Here is a 17,989-nt window from a genome sequence, read left to right on the forward strand (position 1 = left end):
TCGTGCGCTTCAGTGGGCATATTCAGCCTTTCACGAGCCAGGTGCGCTCGGATTCGTTCAGTCGACGGGCAATCGCGTCGCGCAGGGCCGGGTTGGTGCGGATGCCCGGATCCCCCGAAACGAGATGGAAGGCGGCTTGTCGCGCCTCGGCAATCAGGTCGCCGTCCTCGGCCACCCGAAGAAAACGCAGGGACGTTCCCTCGCCGGATTGCATATCGCCGAGCACATTACCTTCCCGGCGGAGCGCCAGGTCGAGTTCGGCGAGCCGAAAACCGTCGAGGGTCGCGGCGACATCACCGATGCGCTGGCGGGAAGGCGAGCCGGTGCGGGAGTTGGTGACCAACAGGCACAGCCCGGGCACGCCGCCACGTCCGACCCGACCGCGCAGCTGGTGCAGTTGGGAGACGCCGAAGCGTTCAGCGTCGAGCACGACCATGGCCGAAGCGTTGGGCACGTCAACGCCCACCTCGATGACGGTCGTCGCGACGAGAACGTCGATCTCACCGGCGGCAAAGGATTGCATGATGCGATCCTTTTCCTCGCTCGTCATGCGCCCGTGCAGGGCCTCGATGCGGTACCCGGCCAGGGGCGCAAATCCACGCAGCCTCTCGTGCACGGTCTCAACGTTGGCGAGCGGAGTCTTCTTGTCGTCCTCAGACGCGGGTGCCAGTTCGGCGTCTTCTTCAACCTCGGCGGGCGAAATTGCCGGGCAGACCACGAATCCCTGTCGACCCAAAGCGAGCTCTTCGGCGAGCTTGGTCCAGATGCGCTGGAACCAGTCTGGGTGATCGGCCAGCGGCACGACGATGCTCGTGATGCCCTGGCGCCCGGCCGGCAAAATGCGGATGGTACTCACGTCGAGGTCGCCGAACACCGTCATGGCAATGGTGCGGGGAATCGGAGTGGCCGTCATGACGAGAACGTGCGGTGGCTCGGCGCCCTTCAACCGCAGGGTTTCCCGCTGCTCGACGCCGAATCGGTGCTGTTCGTCAATCACGATCAGCCCAAGGTCGAAAAACGTCACGGTGTCGCTGAGTAGCGCGTGGGTGCCGATCACGATGCGGGACTGGCCGGACACTGTGCGCAACAGGGCCTTGCGCTTCTGCGCGACTGGAAGTTTGCCGGTGAGCAGGGTCGGCATGAGTTCGGCCGCGAGATCGGGGCCGAGCAGGGTCGTAATCGACCGCAGATGTTGCCCGGCCAGCACCTCGGTCGGGGCCAACAGAGCCGTTTGGCCACCACTGTCGGCCACGGCGAGCATTGCCCGAAGCGCGACCACGGTCTTGCCCGAACCGACCTCGCCCTGCAGCAGGCGGTTCATCGGGCCGGACTGGGACATGTCGCCTGCGATCTCGACCGCGCAGATCTCTTGGTCGACAGTGAGCACGAACGGCAGCGCGGCGTCAAAACGTTCGAGGTACCCACCGGGCGTTGGTACCCGCGGGCGGGTGCGACGCTCCCTGGCCAGGCTGTGCCGCTGCATCAGGGCGCACTGCAGCACCCAGGCCTCGGTGAACCGAAGGGTGTTTTGGGCGGCCATCCATTCGGCCGGATTGTCGGGGCTGTGGATCCAGCGGATGGCCTCGGTGTGGGTCAGCAGGCCGTGTTCGGCCCGCAGATCGTCGGGAACAGGGTCGGGCAAAGTGTCCATACGCCGCAGGACAAGGTCGATCATGGTCTGCAGACTCCAGCTGGTCTCCGAAGCCGTTGCCGCGTAGATCGGAATGAGCGGCTTGTGCCTCAGCCGAACGGACGGATCGTCGCGGGCCTCTTCTTCTTCACTCTCAAAGGTCTTGTACGCCGGGTTCGCCAGCTGGCTCTGGCCCTGATACCTGCCCACCTTGCCCGAGAAACTGCCACGCAGACCGGGACGTAATTGGTCAAGCCGCCACTGTTGGCTCTTCTTACCGAAAAACGTGAGGGTGAACTCGCCCCCGCCGTCAGAAATTACCACCTCAACGATCGTGCCCGGCTTAGACGACATGCGACGTTCTCGCACCGAAACGATATCGGCGATGACGGTGATGTTGGCTCCGGGCGTGACCTGATTCAGGGGCCGGAGTACCTCGCGGTCGGCGTAGTCGCGCGGGTAATGGCTCAGCAGATCACCGACGGTCTCCATGGCGAAGGCCTTGCGCAGCGCGGTAGCCCTGGCCGGGCCGAGGGCGATCTTGAGGGTGGTGTCGAGGGTGAGCGGTTTGAGCTCGGGCGCCGGCAGAGAAGCACCATCGAATTCGGGGCCATGGGCAGCACTCGAACCGGTCATGGTTCCATGGTAAACCGGGCCTCCGACATTACGTCGTGTGCGGCCACACGGGAACGGCTGCGGCTAGGCTCGGGAGGGTTATGACGCGAATTATTTCCGGGTTTGCCGGCTCTTTGACCCTGGCCGTTCCCAAGTCGGGCACGCGGCCCACGAGTGATCGCGTACGGGAAGCTATTTTCTCGGCCCTCGACTCGCGGGACGCCGTCTACGGCATGCGTGTGCTGGATTTGTACGCTGGGTCGGGCGCCCTGGGCCTCGAGGCTGCCAGTCGCGGAGCGCGAGTGGTGACGCTGGTCGAGAACAGCTACGGCGCGGCGGCCCTGTGTCGCAAGAACGGCGAGGCCGTACAGCGGTCTGCACCGAAGGGCACCGACCTGAAGATTGCGGTTTCCTCGCAGGCGGTCCAGTCATTCTTAGCCGCTACGAAAGAGGGCTTCGACGTCGTGTTCATCGACCCTCCGTATGACCTCAGTGAGATTGAGCTGGGCCACAATTTGAGCGCGCTCGCCCCGTTGTTGGCCGACGACGCGCTCGTGGTACTCGAGCGCAGCTCACGCTCGCCCGAGCCGGAGTGGGGTACGGGACTCGAGCTTGAACGCCGCAAAGACTATGGCGATACGACCGTCTGGTACGCGTCGCCCGTCGAGCAGCCTGCGCCGTAGTTCGAGCGACGGCTAGCACGATTCTCGTACCGGGCGCCGTCACAGTCGATCTAGCCGGCGGAACCGTCCCAGCCGCGATAAGGGTCCCAGCCACCCTGGTCGTGCGGCGCCCCGTCGACGGTGATCGAGCCGGCCGGGAGCGCAATGGATGCCGCGGTGACGATTCCGAGGCGGCGAAAACCGCGCGGCAGTGCCGTGTCTGGCCCGAAGGTGGCCAGCAATCCGTGGTCTTCGCCGCCGCCGAGAGCGACCTCGATGCGATCGCCGAGGCAGGCGGAATCGAAGTCGATGGCCACACCACTGGCCCGGGCGATGCGTCCGGCGTCGATGGCGAGGCCGTCAGAGACATCGAGCATGGCGGTGGCGCCAGCGACGGCAGCGATCGGACCGCTCGCAATGGGCGGCACGGGAGTCAGCTGGGCGGCGACCTCGGCCGGGTGCGTGAGCTTGAGCGCATTGGCGCGAGCGAGGTTGGGCACTCCGTCGTCGTCGACGCCGAGGCGGAACAGCAGCTCGAGGCCAACGCCGGCGTCGCCGAGCCGCCCGGAGAGCGCCACTGTGTCGCCTGGGCGCGCGCCCGAGCGCACTACGGGCGCGCGCCCTTCGAGGTCGCCGAACGCCGTCACAGCGAGGGTCAGCGCGTCGGACGCCGACAGGTCGCCGCCGACCACGCCGCAGCCGGGGGCGAGCGCCTCGCAGCAGTCTCGCAGCCCGTCAGCGATGCCCTCGAGCACCGACACCGGTGTCGATGGCGGAGCCGCGATCGCAACGACCAGGGCGGTCGGGCGAGCGCCCATGGCGGCAACATCGGAAAGATTGGTCGCTGCAGCTTTCCAACCGAGGTCGTGCGGTGTCGACCAGGCCAGGCGAAAGTCGGGACCCTGAATCATCATGTCGGTGGTGACGACGAATCGTCCGTCGGGCGCCGAGATGACCGCCGCGTCGTCGCCGGGGCCGAGCAGTTCGGCTGCCGCGGTCGGCAGCCGGGGAAAGATTCGTGCGAGCACGGCGCCTTCGCTGAGATCGGCGAGCGTTTCCGAAGCGGATGCCTTCAGCTCGGGCGCACGCGACGGGTTGACCGCTGCAGACGCAGCCGACTCCGGCACGGAAATTTTGGGCGATTGCGATGCTGAAACTGGCGCTGCCGAGGCCAGTCGGGATGGCGTCGCAGGGGCGGGACGCGGGGCATCTGCAGAAGTCGTCATGTAAGAAACGGTAGCCTTAATGCGATGCCTCACCCATTCCTGCTCCTGCGCTCAGTTCCCGTACGTTCCGTCGCCGTCTTCAGCGTGCTCGCGAGCTCGCTGCTGCTGGCCGGTTGCGCCGCTGTCGTGCCGTTGACGCCGGCCCCCGATGCCACCAACGTGGCCTGTGCCGACGTCATCGTGCACCTGCCATCCAGCGTCGCCGATGAGGCGGCCCGCGAAACGAATGCGCAGGCGACCGGCGCCTGGGGTGACCCGGCCGCGGTGCTGCTGCACTGTGGCGTTACGGTGCCGGAACCCACGACGCTGCCGTGCCTGAACATCAACGGCATCGATTGGATCGAAGACGACTCCGACGCCCCGACCTACCGGTACACGACGTATGGTCGCGATCCGGCCATCGAAATCGTGATCGACTCTGAACGGGTGAGCGGGTCGACGACGCTCATCGACGTGTCCAACGCGGTCGGATACGTGCCGGCGACTGGTGCGTGCGTCGGCGCGGAAGATCTGGATCTCCCGACTGATGGAGCCACGAGCGCACCCTAGCCTCTGAGCGGAGGTCTCGCGAAGCCGCGTACCGCAGACCGGGTCGCGCTGGTCGATGGCCAGCTTAAGTGCAAAGCGGCTAAATACGACGTCTGGATGGCTCTGCTCCGAGCGCGGCGGCGGGTTGGTTGCCTTCACTTCGCACTGCGCGGGAGTTGCGCCGCTGCGCGGGACGCCCAACTCCCGCGTACTTTCGCAGTTCCCGCGCGGCGAACTGCGCGGGAGTTCTGGCCAGGCCACAACTCCCGCGCAAGCAGCCTAATACGACGGATGCCGACGGATGCCGACGGACTCGGCGGGTCAGGAGCCGTGGCGGGCGTGGGCTATGGCCACAGCGATGAGTTCGTCGATCAGCTTGGGATAGGTGTAGCCGCTGGCCAGCCAGCAGCTCGGGAACATCGAGATGCTCGTGAACCCGGGCATGGTGTTGATCTCGTTGATCACCCAGCCGGTCGCGGTGAGAAAAAAGTCCACGCGGGCCAGGCCGGCGCCGCCGATCGCCTCGAACGCGGCAATGGCCAGCCGCTGTACCTCGGCCAGTTCCTCGGGTGCCAGCGGCGCCGGGCAGACCAGGTCGACGCCGGGCGCGTCGAGATACTTCGCGGCAAAATCGTAGAAGTCCCGGCCGGTCACCACTACTTCGCCGGCCGTGGAGGCGCGGGTCGGTTCCCCCGGGCGCCCCTGCAGTACCGCAATCTCGAGCTCCCGGCCGACCAGCCCGGATTCAATCAGCACCTTGTTGTCTTCGGCGAGCCCGACCGTCATGGCCTCGGCCAGTTGGTCCGGGGTCGACACCCGGCTGACGCCGACGCTCGATCCGGCCCGCGCCGGCTTCACAAACGCGGGCAGGCCGAGCTGTTCCAGGGCCGCATAGGCCAAACCGGGAGCCGTTACCCAGTCATCCGCTGTGATGGTGCGCCACGGCGCAACGGGCAGGGCAGCCTGTTGAAAGACGGTCTTGGCGAAGTGTTTGTCCATGCCCAAAGCGGATGCGAGAACTCCCGACCCGACGTAGGGCAGGCCGAGCAGATCGAGCATGCCCTGGATGGTGCCGTCCTCACCGAACGGTCCATGCAAAATCGGGAATATAAGGTCGACCGGGCCAAGCGTTCGCTCACCGGACGCGTCGACGACAGTCAATTCCCGGCTGGACGCGCTCTCCGGCCACCGCACGCGGGTGCCGTTGTCCGCAACGACCGGCAGCGCTGAGGCGTTGAGGGCAAACTTGGCGGGGTCGTTTTCTTCGAGCACAAAGGCACCGTTCCGGGTGATTCCGACCGGGATGACGGTGTACGCATCAGGGTCGAGGGCTGCCAGCACCCCTCCCGCCGTGGCGCAGCTGATCGAGTGTTCGCTGGAACGCCCCCCAAAGAGAAGCACCACCGTGAGCTTGTCCATCGTCAAGTGTCCTTTCGCCCTGCGGTTCGCCGGAGTCAGTTGTGAGGTGCGGCGCAATGTCGCGGGGATTGAGCGTGCCGTCGAGTACCTGACGTACCTGTTCGACGATGGGCATCTCGACGCCCTTGGCGCGTGCGAGTTCCAGAATCGGCTTGACCGAGGCGAGGCCTTCGGTGGTCTGCTGCATCTGCTTGACGACGTCGTTAATGCTGTAACCCTGGCCGAGCAGCCGGCCCGCTGTGTTGTTGCGCGACAGCGGCGACTGACAGGTGGCTATGAGGTCACCGAGGCCAGCCAGTCCGGCCAGAGTCTCGGGCTGAGCGCCGTAGGCGACCGCGAAATCGGTCATTTCGACCAGACCACGCGTGATGATCGAGGCCTTGGTGTTCTCGCCGTAGCCGACGCCGTCGACGATGCCGATGGCGACCGCGATGAGGTTTTTCAGCACGCCGCCGAACTCGGTGCCGATGACGTCGGTGTTGACGTAGGAGCGGAAGTAGCGGTTGGTTGCCAGTTTGGCCACGGCCTGCGCCGTTTCCAAGCTCGCCGAGGAGACGACCGCGCCGGTCGGCTGTTCCTTGGCGATTTCCAGCGCGAGGTTGGGACCACTGATCGCCGCGATGCGATCGGGGTCGATGCGGAGCACCTCTTCGATCACCGAACTCATGCGCATGCCGGTTGCGCGTTCGACACCCTTCATCAGCGAGATGATGATCGCGTTCTCGGCCAAATACGGTTCAACCTGCTTCAGGTTTTCGCGCAGCGACTGGCTGGGCACCGAGACGAACACCATTTCCGCTCCGGCCAGCGCCAGGTCAAGACGGCTCGTGGCGCGCAGCCCGACGGGCAGGTTCACCCCGGGCAGGTAGTCGCTGTTGCGGCGCGCTTCGGAGATTTCCCGGGCCAACTCGGGGCGGCGAGCCCACAGAACGACATCGGCACCGCTATCCGTCAGAATTTTGGCGAAGGTCGTACCCCAACTGCCCGCGCCGAGCACGGCCACCCGGGTGCCTGGTTGAATCTTCGGCAGCTGGGGGGTTCTAGGCTTCAAAACGACCGGTCTCTTTCTGGTTGTGCTCCGCCGGATTCCATCGTTTGACCGGGGCTTTCTCGCCGCGCAAGTCTTCCAGCAACGCAGTGATGGCGAGCATTACGACGGCGGTCGCCTCGTTGAGCGTCGCCGTGTCGAGGCTGCGTCCCCGAAACTGCGCGAGGTCGATCGGGTCGCCGATCTTCACTGTGATGGTCTTGCGCGGAAACAGGTGCACCTTCTTGGAATACCGTTCCATCAGGTGCTGCGTGCCCCAGTGCGCGGCCGGCACGATCGGAATCCCCTGTTCCAGCGCGATGCGCACGGCGCCGGTCTTGCCGCGCATCGGCCACAGGTCGGGGTCACGGGTGAGTGACCCTTCCGGGTACACCACGACGATCTGGCCCTTATCGGCCAGACGCTGGGCGGCCTTGACCGGCTCACTCCCGCGCACCGATCCGCCGCGCTGCACCGGAATCTGCCCCGATTTGGTCAGCACCCAGCCGATGACCGGGATCTTGAAAACGGATGCCTTCGCCAGAAACCGAGGCAGCCGCCCCAGCTTCCAGGCCACGACCCCCATGACCACAGGGTCGATCTCGCTGTAGTGGTTCGGCGAGAACACGAACGCGCCGCTCCGCGGAAACTTGTGGGCATCGAGAATCTCGTAGCGGGCGGCGAGGTTCATCACCGGCAGAATCAACCCGGCGAGAATCCAGAATGCCGAAGGGCTGCTCTTCTCCGAACGAATTTTGGCAGTCGACTCGGGAGTTGCGGGCACGTCGTTATTTTCAGGCACGCGCCTATTATCCTTCGAGATCGAAGTCCGCCCCCAAAAGCCGCAGCTTGCCGATGAAGTTTTCGTAACCTCGGCTGATGATTCCCACGTTACTGACCGTGGACGTGCCGTCGGCCGAGAGCGCTGCGATCAAGTGGCTGAAGCCGCCGCGCAGGTCGGGTACGACGATATCGGCGCCGTGCAGCTTGGTCGGTCCGGTGATGACGGCGGAATGGTTGAAATTGCGCTGACCGAACCGGCACGGATGGCCGCCGAGGCATTCCTTGTGAATCTGAATGGTCGCGCCCATTTCGACGAGGGCGTCGACGAAGCCGAAGCGCTGCTCATACACGGTTTCGTGCACGATCGACGTGCCGTGAGCCTTGGTCAGCGCGATGACAAGCGGCTGCTGCCAGTCCGTCATGAAGCCGGGGTGGACATCCGTTTCAATAATGACGGGCTTCAAATCGCCGCCGGGGTGATAGAAACGGATGCCGTCGTCACAGATATCGAAAGCGCCGCCGACCTTGCGGAACACGTTGAGGAAAGTGATCATTTCGGGCTGGCGGGCGCCGCCGACGAAGATGTCTCCGTCGGTGGCGAGGGCCGCTGCAGCCCAGCTGGCGGCCTCGTTGCGGTCGAACAGCGCGCGGTGGTTGTAGCCGAGCAGGCGTTCGACGCCCTCGATGCGAATCACCCGGTCGGTGTCGACCGTGATGATGGCGCCCATCTTCTGCAGAATGTTGATGAGATCCATGATCTCGGGCTCGATCGCCGCGCCCTTGAGCTCGGTGATGCCGTCGGCCCGCACCGCGGTGAGCAGCACCTGCTCGGTGGCTCCGACGCTCGGATAGGGCAGTTCGAGCTTGGCGCCCTTGAGTCCGTTCGGCGCCGACATGCGGATGCCGTTGGGCTGCTTCTCGACGACGGCACCGAACTTACGCAGCACCTCGAGGTGAAAGTCGATCGGGCGGTCGCCGATGCGACAGCCGCCGAGATCGGGGATGAACGCTTCACCGAGGCGATGCAGCAGCGGGCCGCAGAACAGGATCGGGATGCGCGAGGAACCGGCATGGGCGTCGATCGCGGCGAAGTGCGCGCTCTCCACGTCAACCGGGTCGAGGACCAGGGTTCCGGGTTCGTCGCCCTCGGTGACCTTGACGCCGTGTACCTCGAGCAGCCCGCGAACGATCCGAACATCGCTGATATTCGGAACGTCCTTGAGCACGCTCGGGGTCTCACCGAGGAGGGCGGCGACCATGGCCTTGGTGACGAGGTTCTTCGCCCCCTTCACCTCGATGCGGCCGACCAGGGGAATTCCCCCTCGAATGGTGATCTTGTCAGCGGTCAGGCCGACGGATGCTCCGTGGTTCGCAGCGCTCCCCCGCTCATTCGCGTCGTCGTGGTTTCGAGCGTCGTTCAACTTCTTCGCCTCGTCGGTTTCGCTACTATCTGTTTCGCGCAGAGTGCTCACAAGTTACCTGTCCTGGTGCAAATTAGTGCAAATGCAAATTACATCAAATTAATTCTGGAAGATTCGGGGGAAAGGGCGGGAAGGGTGCGGGGCAACCAGGATTCGCGTTTGGTTTCAAATTCACTGATTCGCGCTTCGTCACGCAGGGTCAGCCCGATGTCATCCAGACCTTCGAGCAGCCGCCATCTAGTGTAATCATCGATTTCAAAATCCACCGTCAGATCGCCGACACGCACGGTTTTACTGACCAGATCCACGGTCAACTCCACGCCCGGATCGCACTCGACCAGGTTCCACAGGGTTTCAGCATCCGCTTCGCTGATCTGGCCGGCGAGCAAGCCCTGCTTGCCCGAGTTGCCGCGAAAGATGTCGCCGAAGCGGGGGCTGAGCACTACGTCGAAGCCGTAATCGCGCAGCGCCCAGACGGCGTGCTCCCGCGAGGAACCGATGCCGAAATCGGCGCCGGCGATGAGTACCCGACCGCCCTGGTACTCCTTCTTATTGATCACGAATTCGGGGTCGAGGCGCCAGGCTGCAAACAGGGCGTCTTCGAAGCCGGTGCGCGTGACACGCTTGAGGTGCACGGCCGGGATGATCTGGTCAGTGTCCACGTTGGATCGGCGCAGCGGCACCGCGATGCCGGTGACGGTAGTGAATTTCTGCATGTTGCTTAGTCTCCATCCTGAACGAGGTCCCACGGGCTTGAGAGCGTGCCGCGAATGGCCGTGGCGGCCGCGACGAGCGGCGACACCAGGTGGGTACGCCCGCCCTTGCCCTGTCGTCCTTCAAAGTTTCGGTTACTGGTCGACGCGCAGCGTTCGCCGGGTTCGAGCTGATCGGGGTTCATGCCGAGGCACATCGAGCAGCCAGCGAAACGCCATTCGGCGCCGAAATCGAGAAAGATCTGGTCAAGCCCCTCGGCTTCGGCCTCGATGCGTACCCGGGCCGAGCCAGGAACGACCATCATGCGCAGTCCCTCCGCTTTGCTCTTGCCCTTGATGATCTCGGCGGCGGCCCGCAGGTCTTCGATCCGGCTGTTGGTGCAGGAGCCGAGGAAGACGGTATCGACCCGAATCTGCTTCATCAGCGTTCCGGCCGTCAGGTCCATGTATTCCAGGGCCCGCTCGGCCGCCGAGCGCTCATTGGCGTCGACGATTTCGGCGGGGTTCGGCACCGATCCGCTCAGCGAGACGCCCTGGCCGGGGTTCGTACCCCAGGTCACGAAGGGTTCGAGCTCGTTGGCGTCGATGATGACCTCGGCGTCGAAGCTGGCACCCTCGTCGGTGGCCAGGGTCTGCCAGTACGCGACGGCCGCGTCCCAGTCGGCGCCGCGCGGTGCGTGGGCGCGACCCTTGAGGTAGTCATAGGTGACCTGGTCGGGCGCGACCATGCCGGCGCGGGCGCCGGCCTCGATCGACATGTTACAGATGGTCATGCGGCCATCCATGGAGAGAGCGCGAATGGCCTCGCCACGGTATTCGAGCACGTAGCCGGCTCCGCCGCCGGTGCCGATCCTGGCGATCACGGCGAGGATGATGTCCTTCGCGGTGACCCCGGTGCGCAGTGCGCCGTTGACGGTGATCGCCATAGTCTTGAACGGGTTCAGCGGCAGCGTCTGGGTCGCCATGACGTGCTCGACCTCGCTCGTGCCGATGCCGAGCGCCATCGCTCCAAAGGCTCCGTGGGTGGAGGTGTGCGAATCGCCGCAGACCACGGTGATGCCGGGCTGGGTCAGGCCGAGCTGCGGGCCGACGACGTGCACGATGCCCTGCTCGATGTCACCAAGCGAGTGCAACCGTACCCCGTATTCGGCGCAGTTGCGACGCAGCGTCTCGATCTGGGTGCGGCTGGTCGGGTCGGCGATGGGCTTGTCGATCGCGAGCGTGGGTGTGTTGTGGTCTTCGGTCGCGATGGTCAGATCCGGCCGGCGCAGCGGCCGGTTGGCCAGGCGCAGTCCGTCGAAGGCCTGCGGGCTGGTCACCTCGTGCAGCAGGTGCAGGTCGATGTAGATCAGGTCGGGGGTTCCGTCTTCACCCTTGGTGACGAGGTGCTTGTCCCAGACCTTCTCGGCGAGCGTGCGCAGGCCGGCGTCGGAACTAATGGTCGAAGTGGGTATTACGTTGGTCATTTTGAGCGTCTTCCTCACGAATCGATGGCAGCCACGCCGAACGCCGCGACGAGGGAGGCCTCAGTACAGGGACTCGTCGCGGCAGATAAGAAGTCGGTTCAGCACCACGGATTCAGGGTAACACCTCCCCCGCAGGCCCGGTTCGCGCTGCTCAGCTGACCGTCGACTCCACGTAGACGACGCTCACGTTGTCACGTCCACCGTGTTCGATCGCAGCATCGACGAGAATGTCGGCCATGCTGCGCCCGTCAACAGCCGAGTGGATGTTCGTGGCCAGCAACCGCGCGATCGTCACGTCGTCGAGTTCCTTGGTCAGCCCGTCGGAGCAGATCAGGAACGCCTGCTCCCCCGAAGCGGGTAGCAGCCAGACATCCGCGTCGACAAATTCGTCGGCGCCGATGGCCCGGGTGATGACATTGCGTTCCGGGTGCTTCTCGGCATCCGCTCGAGAAATCAGGCCGGCATCGACCATCTCCTGCACTGCGGAGTGGTCGATCGACAACTGGGTCAAAACGCCATCGGACCAGGTATAAACCCGGGAATCCCCGACGTTGAAGGCCATCCAGTGATAACCGACCTCGTCGCCGGCATCGACCAGCGCGATCCCGGCCAGGGTCGTTCCCGACACAGCGGTGCCCGAGTCGCCTTCAGCGCTGAGATCACGCACGGCATCGTTCGACGAGTGGATGGCATCCAGAATGCGCTCCGGGGTGGACGGCAGGTCGCGGGCGATGTGCTCGTCAAACACGCCCAGCACGGTCTGACTGGCGACGTCACCCTGGGCGTGTCCGCCCATGCCGTCGGCCACCAGAAAGACCGGAGACTGCGCGAGAACGCTGTCCTCATTTACCTTGCGTACGTTGCCCACCTCGCTGCGCACGCTGAACACGAGACTGGCGGTGCTGCTGGAAAATTCGATGGTGCTCTGTTGATTCAGAGTCATGAATCCTCCGTTCGCCGCCATCTGGCCTCGTTCAATCATTCCCCAGCGTTGACCGAAATCTCTTCGGCGAGCGTGTGCCCACGCTTGAGGGCATCGTGACGGGCCTTGATCAGGCTCGCAATCGTTGCCACGGCCATGCTACCGATGATCACGCCGAGCGAAGTCCAGGTGTCGATCTCGGGTGCCCACAACATGGGGTCGCCGCCGTTGATGAAGAACACCTCGTTGGTGTGCATCGCGTGCAGCACGAGCTTGACGCCGATGAAGCCGAGGATGACGGCGATACCGTACTTGAGGTATTCGAGGCGTTCGAGCAGTCCGCCGAGCAAAAAGTACAGCTGCCGCAGGCCCATCAGGGCGAAGAGATTGGCCGTGAAGACGATGAACGGGCTTTGGGTGATGCCGAAGATCGCCGGAATGGAGTCGAGCGCGAAGATGAGGTCGGTCGTACCGATCGCGATGAACACGATCAGCATCGGGGTGAAGACCTTCTTGCCGTCGATCAGCGTGCGCACCTTGGAACCGTCGAATTCCGAGGACATGCTAATGCGCCGACGGAGCAAACGGATGACGCCGTTTTCTTTCTCTTCGGTTTCTTCCTCCGACGAGAACGCCTGCTTCACCGCGGTGTAGAACAAGAACGCGCCGAAGATGTAGAAGATCCAGGCGTAACTCTCGATCAGCTGGGCACCGAGCAGAATGAAGATTCCACGCAGCACGAGGGCGATGATAATGCCCACCATCAGCACTTCCTGCTGGTACTTTCTCGGCACCGAGAACCGGGCCATGATGATCACGAAGACGAACAGGTTGTCGATCGACAGGCTGTACTCGGTAAGCCAGCCGGCCAGGAATTGGCCGGCGTGTTCGGCGTCGCCCAGCACCAGCATCAGGAGCGCGAAGATCAGCGCGAGTCCCACATAGAAACCGACCCACAGGCCGGCCTCTCGCATGCTCGGAACGTGCGGGCGCTTGTAGACGATGAGCAGGTCGGCGACCAAAATCAGGGTCAGAACGACGAGGGATCCGGCTTCGAACCAGAGAGGGAGAGCGAGTTCCACGGGGGCCTTTCAAGAAATGACGGGAGTCAGGTGTTACAGAACCCGAAAGTCTCTCCCGCACCGAAAGCATCCGTTCGGAGCCCATCGATACCACCGCGACCGGGGCCCCGCCAGTGCGGCCCGTATTGACGATCGCGACATAGGACCCGATCGGGCCCAGAGGGATACTCCCCTTCGCTTGTAGAATTCTAACAGTGCGCTGGTCGCGCCCAGCACTCGACCCCGGTCGCCGCGGCGCCACCTATAGTTGGACCTTATGACTATGGACCGGGTTCGATGACGGCCGCTGGCCCCCCGCGCGAGTATCTCGACTGGTCCGAAAACGGAGTGTCGACCTCCGCGCTCTGGCGATCAGCCAACGGCGCCCCGGCCCCGAAACGTGTCGTGCCGGTTGACGACACCATCACAGCGGATGCCGCCTACCGGCTGGCCTCACAGGGTGTCGCCCTGCTCTGGACCGGCGATTTTCAGAACGCCCGCCAGATTCTGACCGCTCTGGAACACCGCACCCGGCCCCGCCCCGACAAAACCCAGCGCACCACCGCCGAACTGTTCTATCGCTACCGGCAGAACCGATCGCACCGGGCGCGCATTCTCAGCCTGCTGCTGGTCCCGCTGGAGATCGGCAACATCATCGGACTGCGCCGGGCTCCCGACGTGGTCGCCGCCACAGTGGATGCCTATGGGAGCATCGCGGAGGCATCCGTTGTGTCGCTGCACGAGGTGCTCGGCACGATCGGTGCACACCAGTGGCGCACCAAGGGCATTCGCGTCGCCGCGCTGAACGCCTCGATCTACCCGCACTACGGCACTTTCTTTCCGGTGCGCAGCGAATACGTCGATCTCGTGGCAACGGCTCCGCTGGCCGCGCCGCGGGTAGCCTTCGACATCGGCACCGGCACCGGAGTGCTCGCGGCGGTGCTGGCGACGCGGGGCGTACCACGGGTGATCGCGACCGATCTCGAGCCGCGCGCCGTGGCATCCGCTCGAGAAACGGTGTCCCGACTGGGGATCTCCGGGCGCATCGAGGTGCAGCTGACCGACCTGTTTCCCGAGGGGCGTGCCGATCTGATCGTCTGCAACCCGCCGTGGATTCCGGCGACCGCGCATTCCCTGCTCGACGCTGCCGTCTACGACCCCGGCTCGCGCATGCTCAAGGGCTTCCTGGCCGGCGTGATCGACCATCTGGAGCCGAACGGTGAGGTCTGGCTGGTGCTCTCCGACTTTGCCGAACTGGTCGGGCTGCGCACTCGCGCTGACCTCATGACCGTGATCGACACCGCCGGCCTGCGGGTGATCGGTGCGCTCGAAGCGGCCGCCGTGCACTCCCGGGCGACCGACACGAGCGACCCGCTGCACGCCGTGCGCCAGAGCGAGGTCACCTCGCTGTGGCGTCTTCGTACCAAATAGACCGCTTAAACAGAAACACCCGGCCCCTTCAAAAGAAGGAAGCCGGGCAATTGTGACCCCAGCGGGATTCGAACCCGCGTTACCGCCGTGAGAGGGCGATGTCCTAGGCCGCTAAACGATGGGGCCGTTTTTGCAACTTACCGAGTATGCCACACGGACCAGCGCAGTTCCAAACTGAGCGCACACGGCGCGTCGCGACAGCACCAAAACAGCAATCACGACAGCGGATGCTGTTGCGCCACGACTCGAATCGCGGTTAGCTCGGGGACATGAAACTGACCAAGCTGGAGCATGCCGCCCTGATCCTCGAGCTCTCAGGCAAGAAGCTCTACATCGACCCCGGTTCGTTCACCACGGCGCTGACCGGCACGGCGGGCGCCGTAGCCGTCGTTATCACCCACGAACACGCCGACCATTGGACCCCGGAACAGCTGGGCCGGATCGTCGAAATGAACTCCGACCTATGCATCTTCGCGCCGGCCGGAGTCGCTCGGGCGATCGCCGCCTTCAATGCCGATCTCGAGGTGACGACGGTGCAGGCCGGGGACGTGATCGAGGTCGCCCCGTTCACCCTGCGCTTCTTCGGGGCGACGCACGCGATCATTCACGAGTCGATTCCGGTCATTGACAACGTTGGAGTGCTGGTCAATGACGAGTTCTACTACGCCGGTGACGCCTTCACGTTTCCCGAAGGGGTCACGGTCGGCACACTCGCCGTTCCGGCCGCGGCGCCCTGGATGAAAATCAGTGAGGCGATGGACTACGTTTTGGCCGTCCAGCCGAAGCGCAGCTTCACGACCCACGAGATGCTGCTATCCCGGGCCGGGAAAGACCTGTCCAATGCACGAATCCAAGGTGTCACCGAGCAGGGTGGCGGCGAATTCTTCGCGCTGGAACCGGGAGACAGCCTCGATCTGTAGCTGCGACAGGGCACTCCCCCTCAGCAAATTTGCAGCTACTGCAAATTAGAGTGCAGTTACTGCATTTTTTAGGATCTAGCACCGAACTGAGGGACGCCCGATGGACTCCGAGTGGGTAATTGATGCGCAGGGCCTGGAGAAATCCTACGGCTCTGGCACGAGCCGGTTCGACGCGCTGAAGGGCGTGTCCGTGCAGATCGCACCGGGCGAGACCGTGGCGATCGTCGGCAAGAGCGGGTCGGGCAAGTCCACCCTCATGCACCTGCTCGCGCTACTCGACGAACCCGACAAGGGAACACTGCAGGTCGGCGGCCAGGACGCCAAGTCGCTGTCCAAGCGCGCCGTCAACGAACTGCGCAATAAGGAATTCGGCTTCGTCTTTCAGCAGTTCTTTCTCACCCCCAACGTGAGCGTGCTCGACAACGTCATCCTCCCGCTCAAGATCGCCGGTATGGGCGGCAAGGAACGCCGCCGCATCGGCATGCAGGTTCTTACGCAGCTCGAGCTCGCCGACAAGGCCGGCAACAAGGCCACGACTCTCTCGGGCGGGCAGAAGCAGCGCGTCGTCATCGGCCGCGCCCTGGTCAATTCGCCGCGCGTGATCTTCGCCGACGAACCGACCGGCAACCTCGACACCGCCACCGGCGCCGTCGTCGAAGACATCCTGTTCGAGCTGAACCGCAGCCAGGGCATCACCGTCGTCATCGTCACCCACGACGAGGATCTCGCCGCCCGCTGCGACCGCCAGATCTACATTCGCGACGGACTCATCGTCTCCCAGCTGGCCGCCCACGCCCCCGCAGCACACAGCACTGCAGCAATGAACACCGCCGGAGGCGCAGTATGAGAACCAAAGACCTCGTCGCCACCGCGATCTCCAATACCTTTCGCAGCAAGCTCCGCACGACGCTGACCGTGCTGGCCATCTTCGTCGGCGCCTTCACCCTCACCCTGACCAACGCGGTCGGCGCCGGCGTCAGCCAGTACGTCGACGCCCAGGTCGGTGCCCTCGGCTCGCCCGACGTGTTCATCATCACCCAGGCCAGCGATGCGACCGCCGCCGGCGACGGCCCGGTCGAATATGACGCCGAGAGTTCCGCGTCGGTCTCCAGTCGGCAAGGTCCCCCCGGCACCACGACCAAGGCACTGACGGATGCCGACCTCCGGGCGATCGCCGAAACGTCCGGCATCGAGTCGGTCGACCCGATCCGCTCGGTGCAGCCCGACTACGTCGAATACGACTCGGGCACACCGTACGAGTTCAGCATCAACGCCACCTCGGCGGTGACCACGGCCGACCTCACGGCGGGCGCGCAGCTCGACGGCAGTGCCGAGGAGGCGCAGCTGGTGCTGCAGGACACCTTTGTGATTCCGCTCGGCTTCGCCTCCGCGGATGACGCGGTGGGGGCATCCGTTTCTATTGGGATCACGGACATTCTCGGCGAGAAGCACGTGGTCGACGCCACCGTCGTCGGCGTCTCGCTCGAGAGCCTGCTCGCTGCCGGGGCCGGAGCCAACGATGCCCTGATCGCCGAACTGGCCGACGCGCAGTCCGGCGGCATCGACACCGCCGTCACGAGCTACGGCGTGGCCGTCGCCCACTTCGATACCGCGCTGGCCGCCGAGGGCATCAGCGCGCTCAAGGCCGACCTCGCGACCGAGGGCTATTCCGCCAGCACCATCGAGGACCAGCTCGGCGCTGTGCAGACCGTGATCAACGGCATCGTCGGTGTGCTCAACGCCTTCGCCGTGATCGCCCTGATCGCCGCGGCATTCGGCATCATCAATACCCTGCTGATGAGCGTGCAGGAACGCACCCGCGAGATCGGTCTGATGAAGGCCATGGGCATGAGCGGTGGCAAGGTTTACACCCTGTTCAGCCTCGAAGCCATTTTTATCGGGTTCCTCGGCAGCGCCATCGGGGCCGGTGTGGCCATCGGCCTCGGCTCTGCGCTGAGCGCCGTGCTGTCGCAGGGCTTCCTCTCCGGGTTGCCCGGGCTGAACATCCTATTGTTCGAACCGATGTCGGTGGCCTTCGTCATTCTGCTGGTCATGGTGATCGCGTTCCTCTCGGGAACCCTTCCGGCCCAGCGAGCCGCCAAGCAGAACCCGATCGAGTCGCTGCGCTACGAGTAGCGCCGGCAATCCGATAAAGCACACCGATG

Annotated in this window: 16 protein-coding genes and 1 tRNA gene; 6 read left to right on the forward strand and 11 right to left on the reverse strand. The window is 64.6% G+C overall.

Annotation, left to right across the window (positions count from 1 at the left end):
* Positions 1 to 22: 22 nt before the first annotated feature.
* Positions 23 to 2,266 carry an ATP-dependent DNA helicase RecG gene (locus E3T41_RS10130; RefSeq protein ID WP_104132593.1) on the reverse strand — a complete coding sequence of 748 codons (2,244 nt, stop codon included), beginning with the start codon at positions 2,264 to 2,266 and terminating at the stop codon, positions 23 to 25.
* 80 nt (positions 2,267 to 2,346) lie between these two features.
* On the opposite strand from E3T41_RS10130, the gene rsmD reads away from it, so the two are divergent.
* Entirely contained in the window at positions 2,347 to 2,928 is a 582-nt protein-coding gene (gene rsmD, locus E3T41_RS10135; RefSeq protein ID WP_134478404.1) for a 16S rRNA (guanine(966)-N(2))-methyltransferase RsmD, read from the forward strand.
* A 50-nt stretch (positions 2,929 to 2,978) separates the two neighbouring features.
* Here rsmD and thiL read toward each other — a convergent pair whose 3' ends face one another.
* A complete protein-coding gene (thiL, locus tag E3T41_RS10140) occupies positions 2,979 to 3,983 on the reverse strand; it encodes a thiamine-phosphate kinase (protein WP_241991124.1) in 1,005 nt (334 codons plus the stop codon).
* Between the two features lie 174 nt (positions 3,984 to 4,157).
* Between thiL and E3T41_RS10145 the strand changes: the two genes are divergently transcribed.
* On the forward strand, positions 4,158 to 4,682 hold the full coding sequence (locus tag E3T41_RS10145) for a DUF3515 family protein (RefSeq protein WP_134478408.1): 525 nt from the start codon (positions 4,158 to 4,160) through the stop codon (positions 4,680 to 4,682).
* Positions 4,683 to 4,982: 300 nt separating this feature from the next.
* On the opposite strand, the gene E3T41_RS10150 is transcribed toward E3T41_RS10145, so the two are convergent.
* The 8 genes from E3T41_RS10150 to E3T41_RS10185 form a co-directional block, all read right to left on the reverse strand.
* Entirely contained in the window at positions 4,983 to 6,080 is a 1,098-nt protein-coding gene (locus E3T41_RS10150; protein WP_134478410.1) for a D-alanine--D-alanine ligase family protein, read from the reverse strand.
* Positions 5,980 to 7,131 carry an NAD(P)H-dependent glycerol-3-phosphate dehydrogenase gene (locus E3T41_RS10155; RefSeq protein ID WP_233195303.1) on the reverse strand — a complete coding sequence of 384 codons (1,152 nt, stop codon included), beginning with the start codon at positions 7,129 to 7,131 and terminating at the stop codon, positions 5,980 to 5,982. Before E3T41_RS10155 ends, E3T41_RS10150 begins: the two co-directional genes overlap by 101 nt.
* Positions 7,121 to 7,861 (reverse strand): lysophospholipid acyltransferase family protein, encoded by a 741-nt coding sequence (locus E3T41_RS10160; protein ID WP_370257488.1) that lies wholly within the window; start codon positions 7,859 to 7,861, stop codon positions 7,121 to 7,123. Before E3T41_RS10160 ends, E3T41_RS10155 begins: the two co-directional genes overlap by 11 nt.
* A gap of 55 nt (positions 7,862 to 7,916) precedes the next feature.
* A complete protein-coding gene (gene murA / locus E3T41_RS10165) occupies positions 7,917 to 9,239 on the reverse strand; it encodes a UDP-N-acetylglucosamine 1-carboxyvinyltransferase (RefSeq protein WP_233195338.1) in 1,323 nt (440 codons plus the stop codon).
* Positions 9,240 to 9,400: 161 nt separating this feature from the next.
* Positions 9,401 to 10,027 carry a 3-isopropylmalate dehydratase small subunit gene (gene leuD, locus E3T41_RS10170; protein ID WP_134478412.1) on the reverse strand — a complete coding sequence of 209 codons (627 nt, stop codon included), beginning with the start codon at positions 10,025 to 10,027 and terminating at the stop codon, positions 9,401 to 9,403.
* A gap of 5 nt (positions 10,028 to 10,032) precedes the next feature.
* On the reverse strand, positions 10,033 to 11,490 hold the full coding sequence (gene leuC / locus E3T41_RS10175; protein ID WP_104132599.1) for a 3-isopropylmalate dehydratase large subunit: 1,458 nt from the start codon (positions 11,488 to 11,490) through the stop codon (positions 10,033 to 10,035).
* 151 nt (positions 11,491 to 11,641) lie between these two features.
* The gene (locus E3T41_RS10180) at positions 11,642 to 12,433 is read right to left on the reverse strand and encodes a PP2C family serine/threonine-protein phosphatase (protein ID WP_092449430.1); all 792 of its coding nucleotides are present in this window, start codon (positions 12,431 to 12,433) and stop codon (positions 11,642 to 11,644) included.
* A 35-nt stretch (positions 12,434 to 12,468) separates the two neighbouring features.
* Positions 12,469 to 13,494 (reverse strand): TerC/Alx family metal homeostasis membrane protein, encoded by a 1,026-nt coding sequence (locus tag E3T41_RS10185; RefSeq protein ID WP_092449257.1) that lies wholly within the window; start codon positions 13,492 to 13,494, stop codon positions 12,469 to 12,471.
* Positions 13,495 to 13,770: 276 nt separating this feature from the next.
* On the opposite strand from E3T41_RS10185, the gene E3T41_RS10190 reads away from it, so the two are divergent.
* The gene (locus E3T41_RS10190; protein ID WP_092449258.1) at positions 13,771 to 14,904 is read left to right on the forward strand and encodes a class I SAM-dependent methyltransferase; all 1,134 of its coding nucleotides are present in this window, start codon (positions 13,771 to 13,773) and stop codon (positions 14,902 to 14,904) included.
* A 53-nt stretch (positions 14,905 to 14,957) separates the two neighbouring features.
* Here E3T41_RS10190 and E3T41_RS10195 read toward each other — a convergent pair.
* Positions 14,958 to 15,030 (reverse strand) — tRNA-Glu (locus tag E3T41_RS10195).
* Positions 15,031 to 15,173: 143 nt separating this feature from the next.
* Here E3T41_RS10195 and E3T41_RS10200 point away from each other — a divergent pair.
* From E3T41_RS10200 to E3T41_RS10210, 3 genes are all read left to right on the forward strand, one after another.
* Complete coding sequence (locus E3T41_RS10200) at positions 15,174 to 15,824, forward strand: MBL fold metallo-hydrolase (RefSeq protein WP_134478414.1); 651 nt, start codon at positions 15,174 to 15,176, stop codon at positions 15,822 to 15,824.
* Between the two features lie 100 nt (positions 15,825 to 15,924).
* Positions 15,925 to 16,671 (forward strand): ABC transporter ATP-binding protein, encoded by a 747-nt coding sequence (locus E3T41_RS10205; protein WP_134478416.1) that lies wholly within the window; start codon positions 15,925 to 15,927, stop codon positions 16,669 to 16,671.
* A complete protein-coding gene (locus E3T41_RS10210) occupies positions 16,668 to 17,960 on the forward strand; it encodes an ABC transporter permease (protein ID WP_092449261.1) in 1,293 nt (430 codons plus the stop codon). Before E3T41_RS10205 ends, E3T41_RS10210 begins: the two co-directional genes overlap by 4 nt.
* Positions 17,961 to 17,989: the final 29 nt, after the last annotated feature.

This window comes from Cryobacterium sp. Hh38, assembly GCF_004403235.1.
Classification (GTDB): Bacteria; Actinomycetota; Actinomycetes; order Actinomycetales; family Microbacteriaceae; genus Cryobacterium; species Cryobacterium levicorallinum.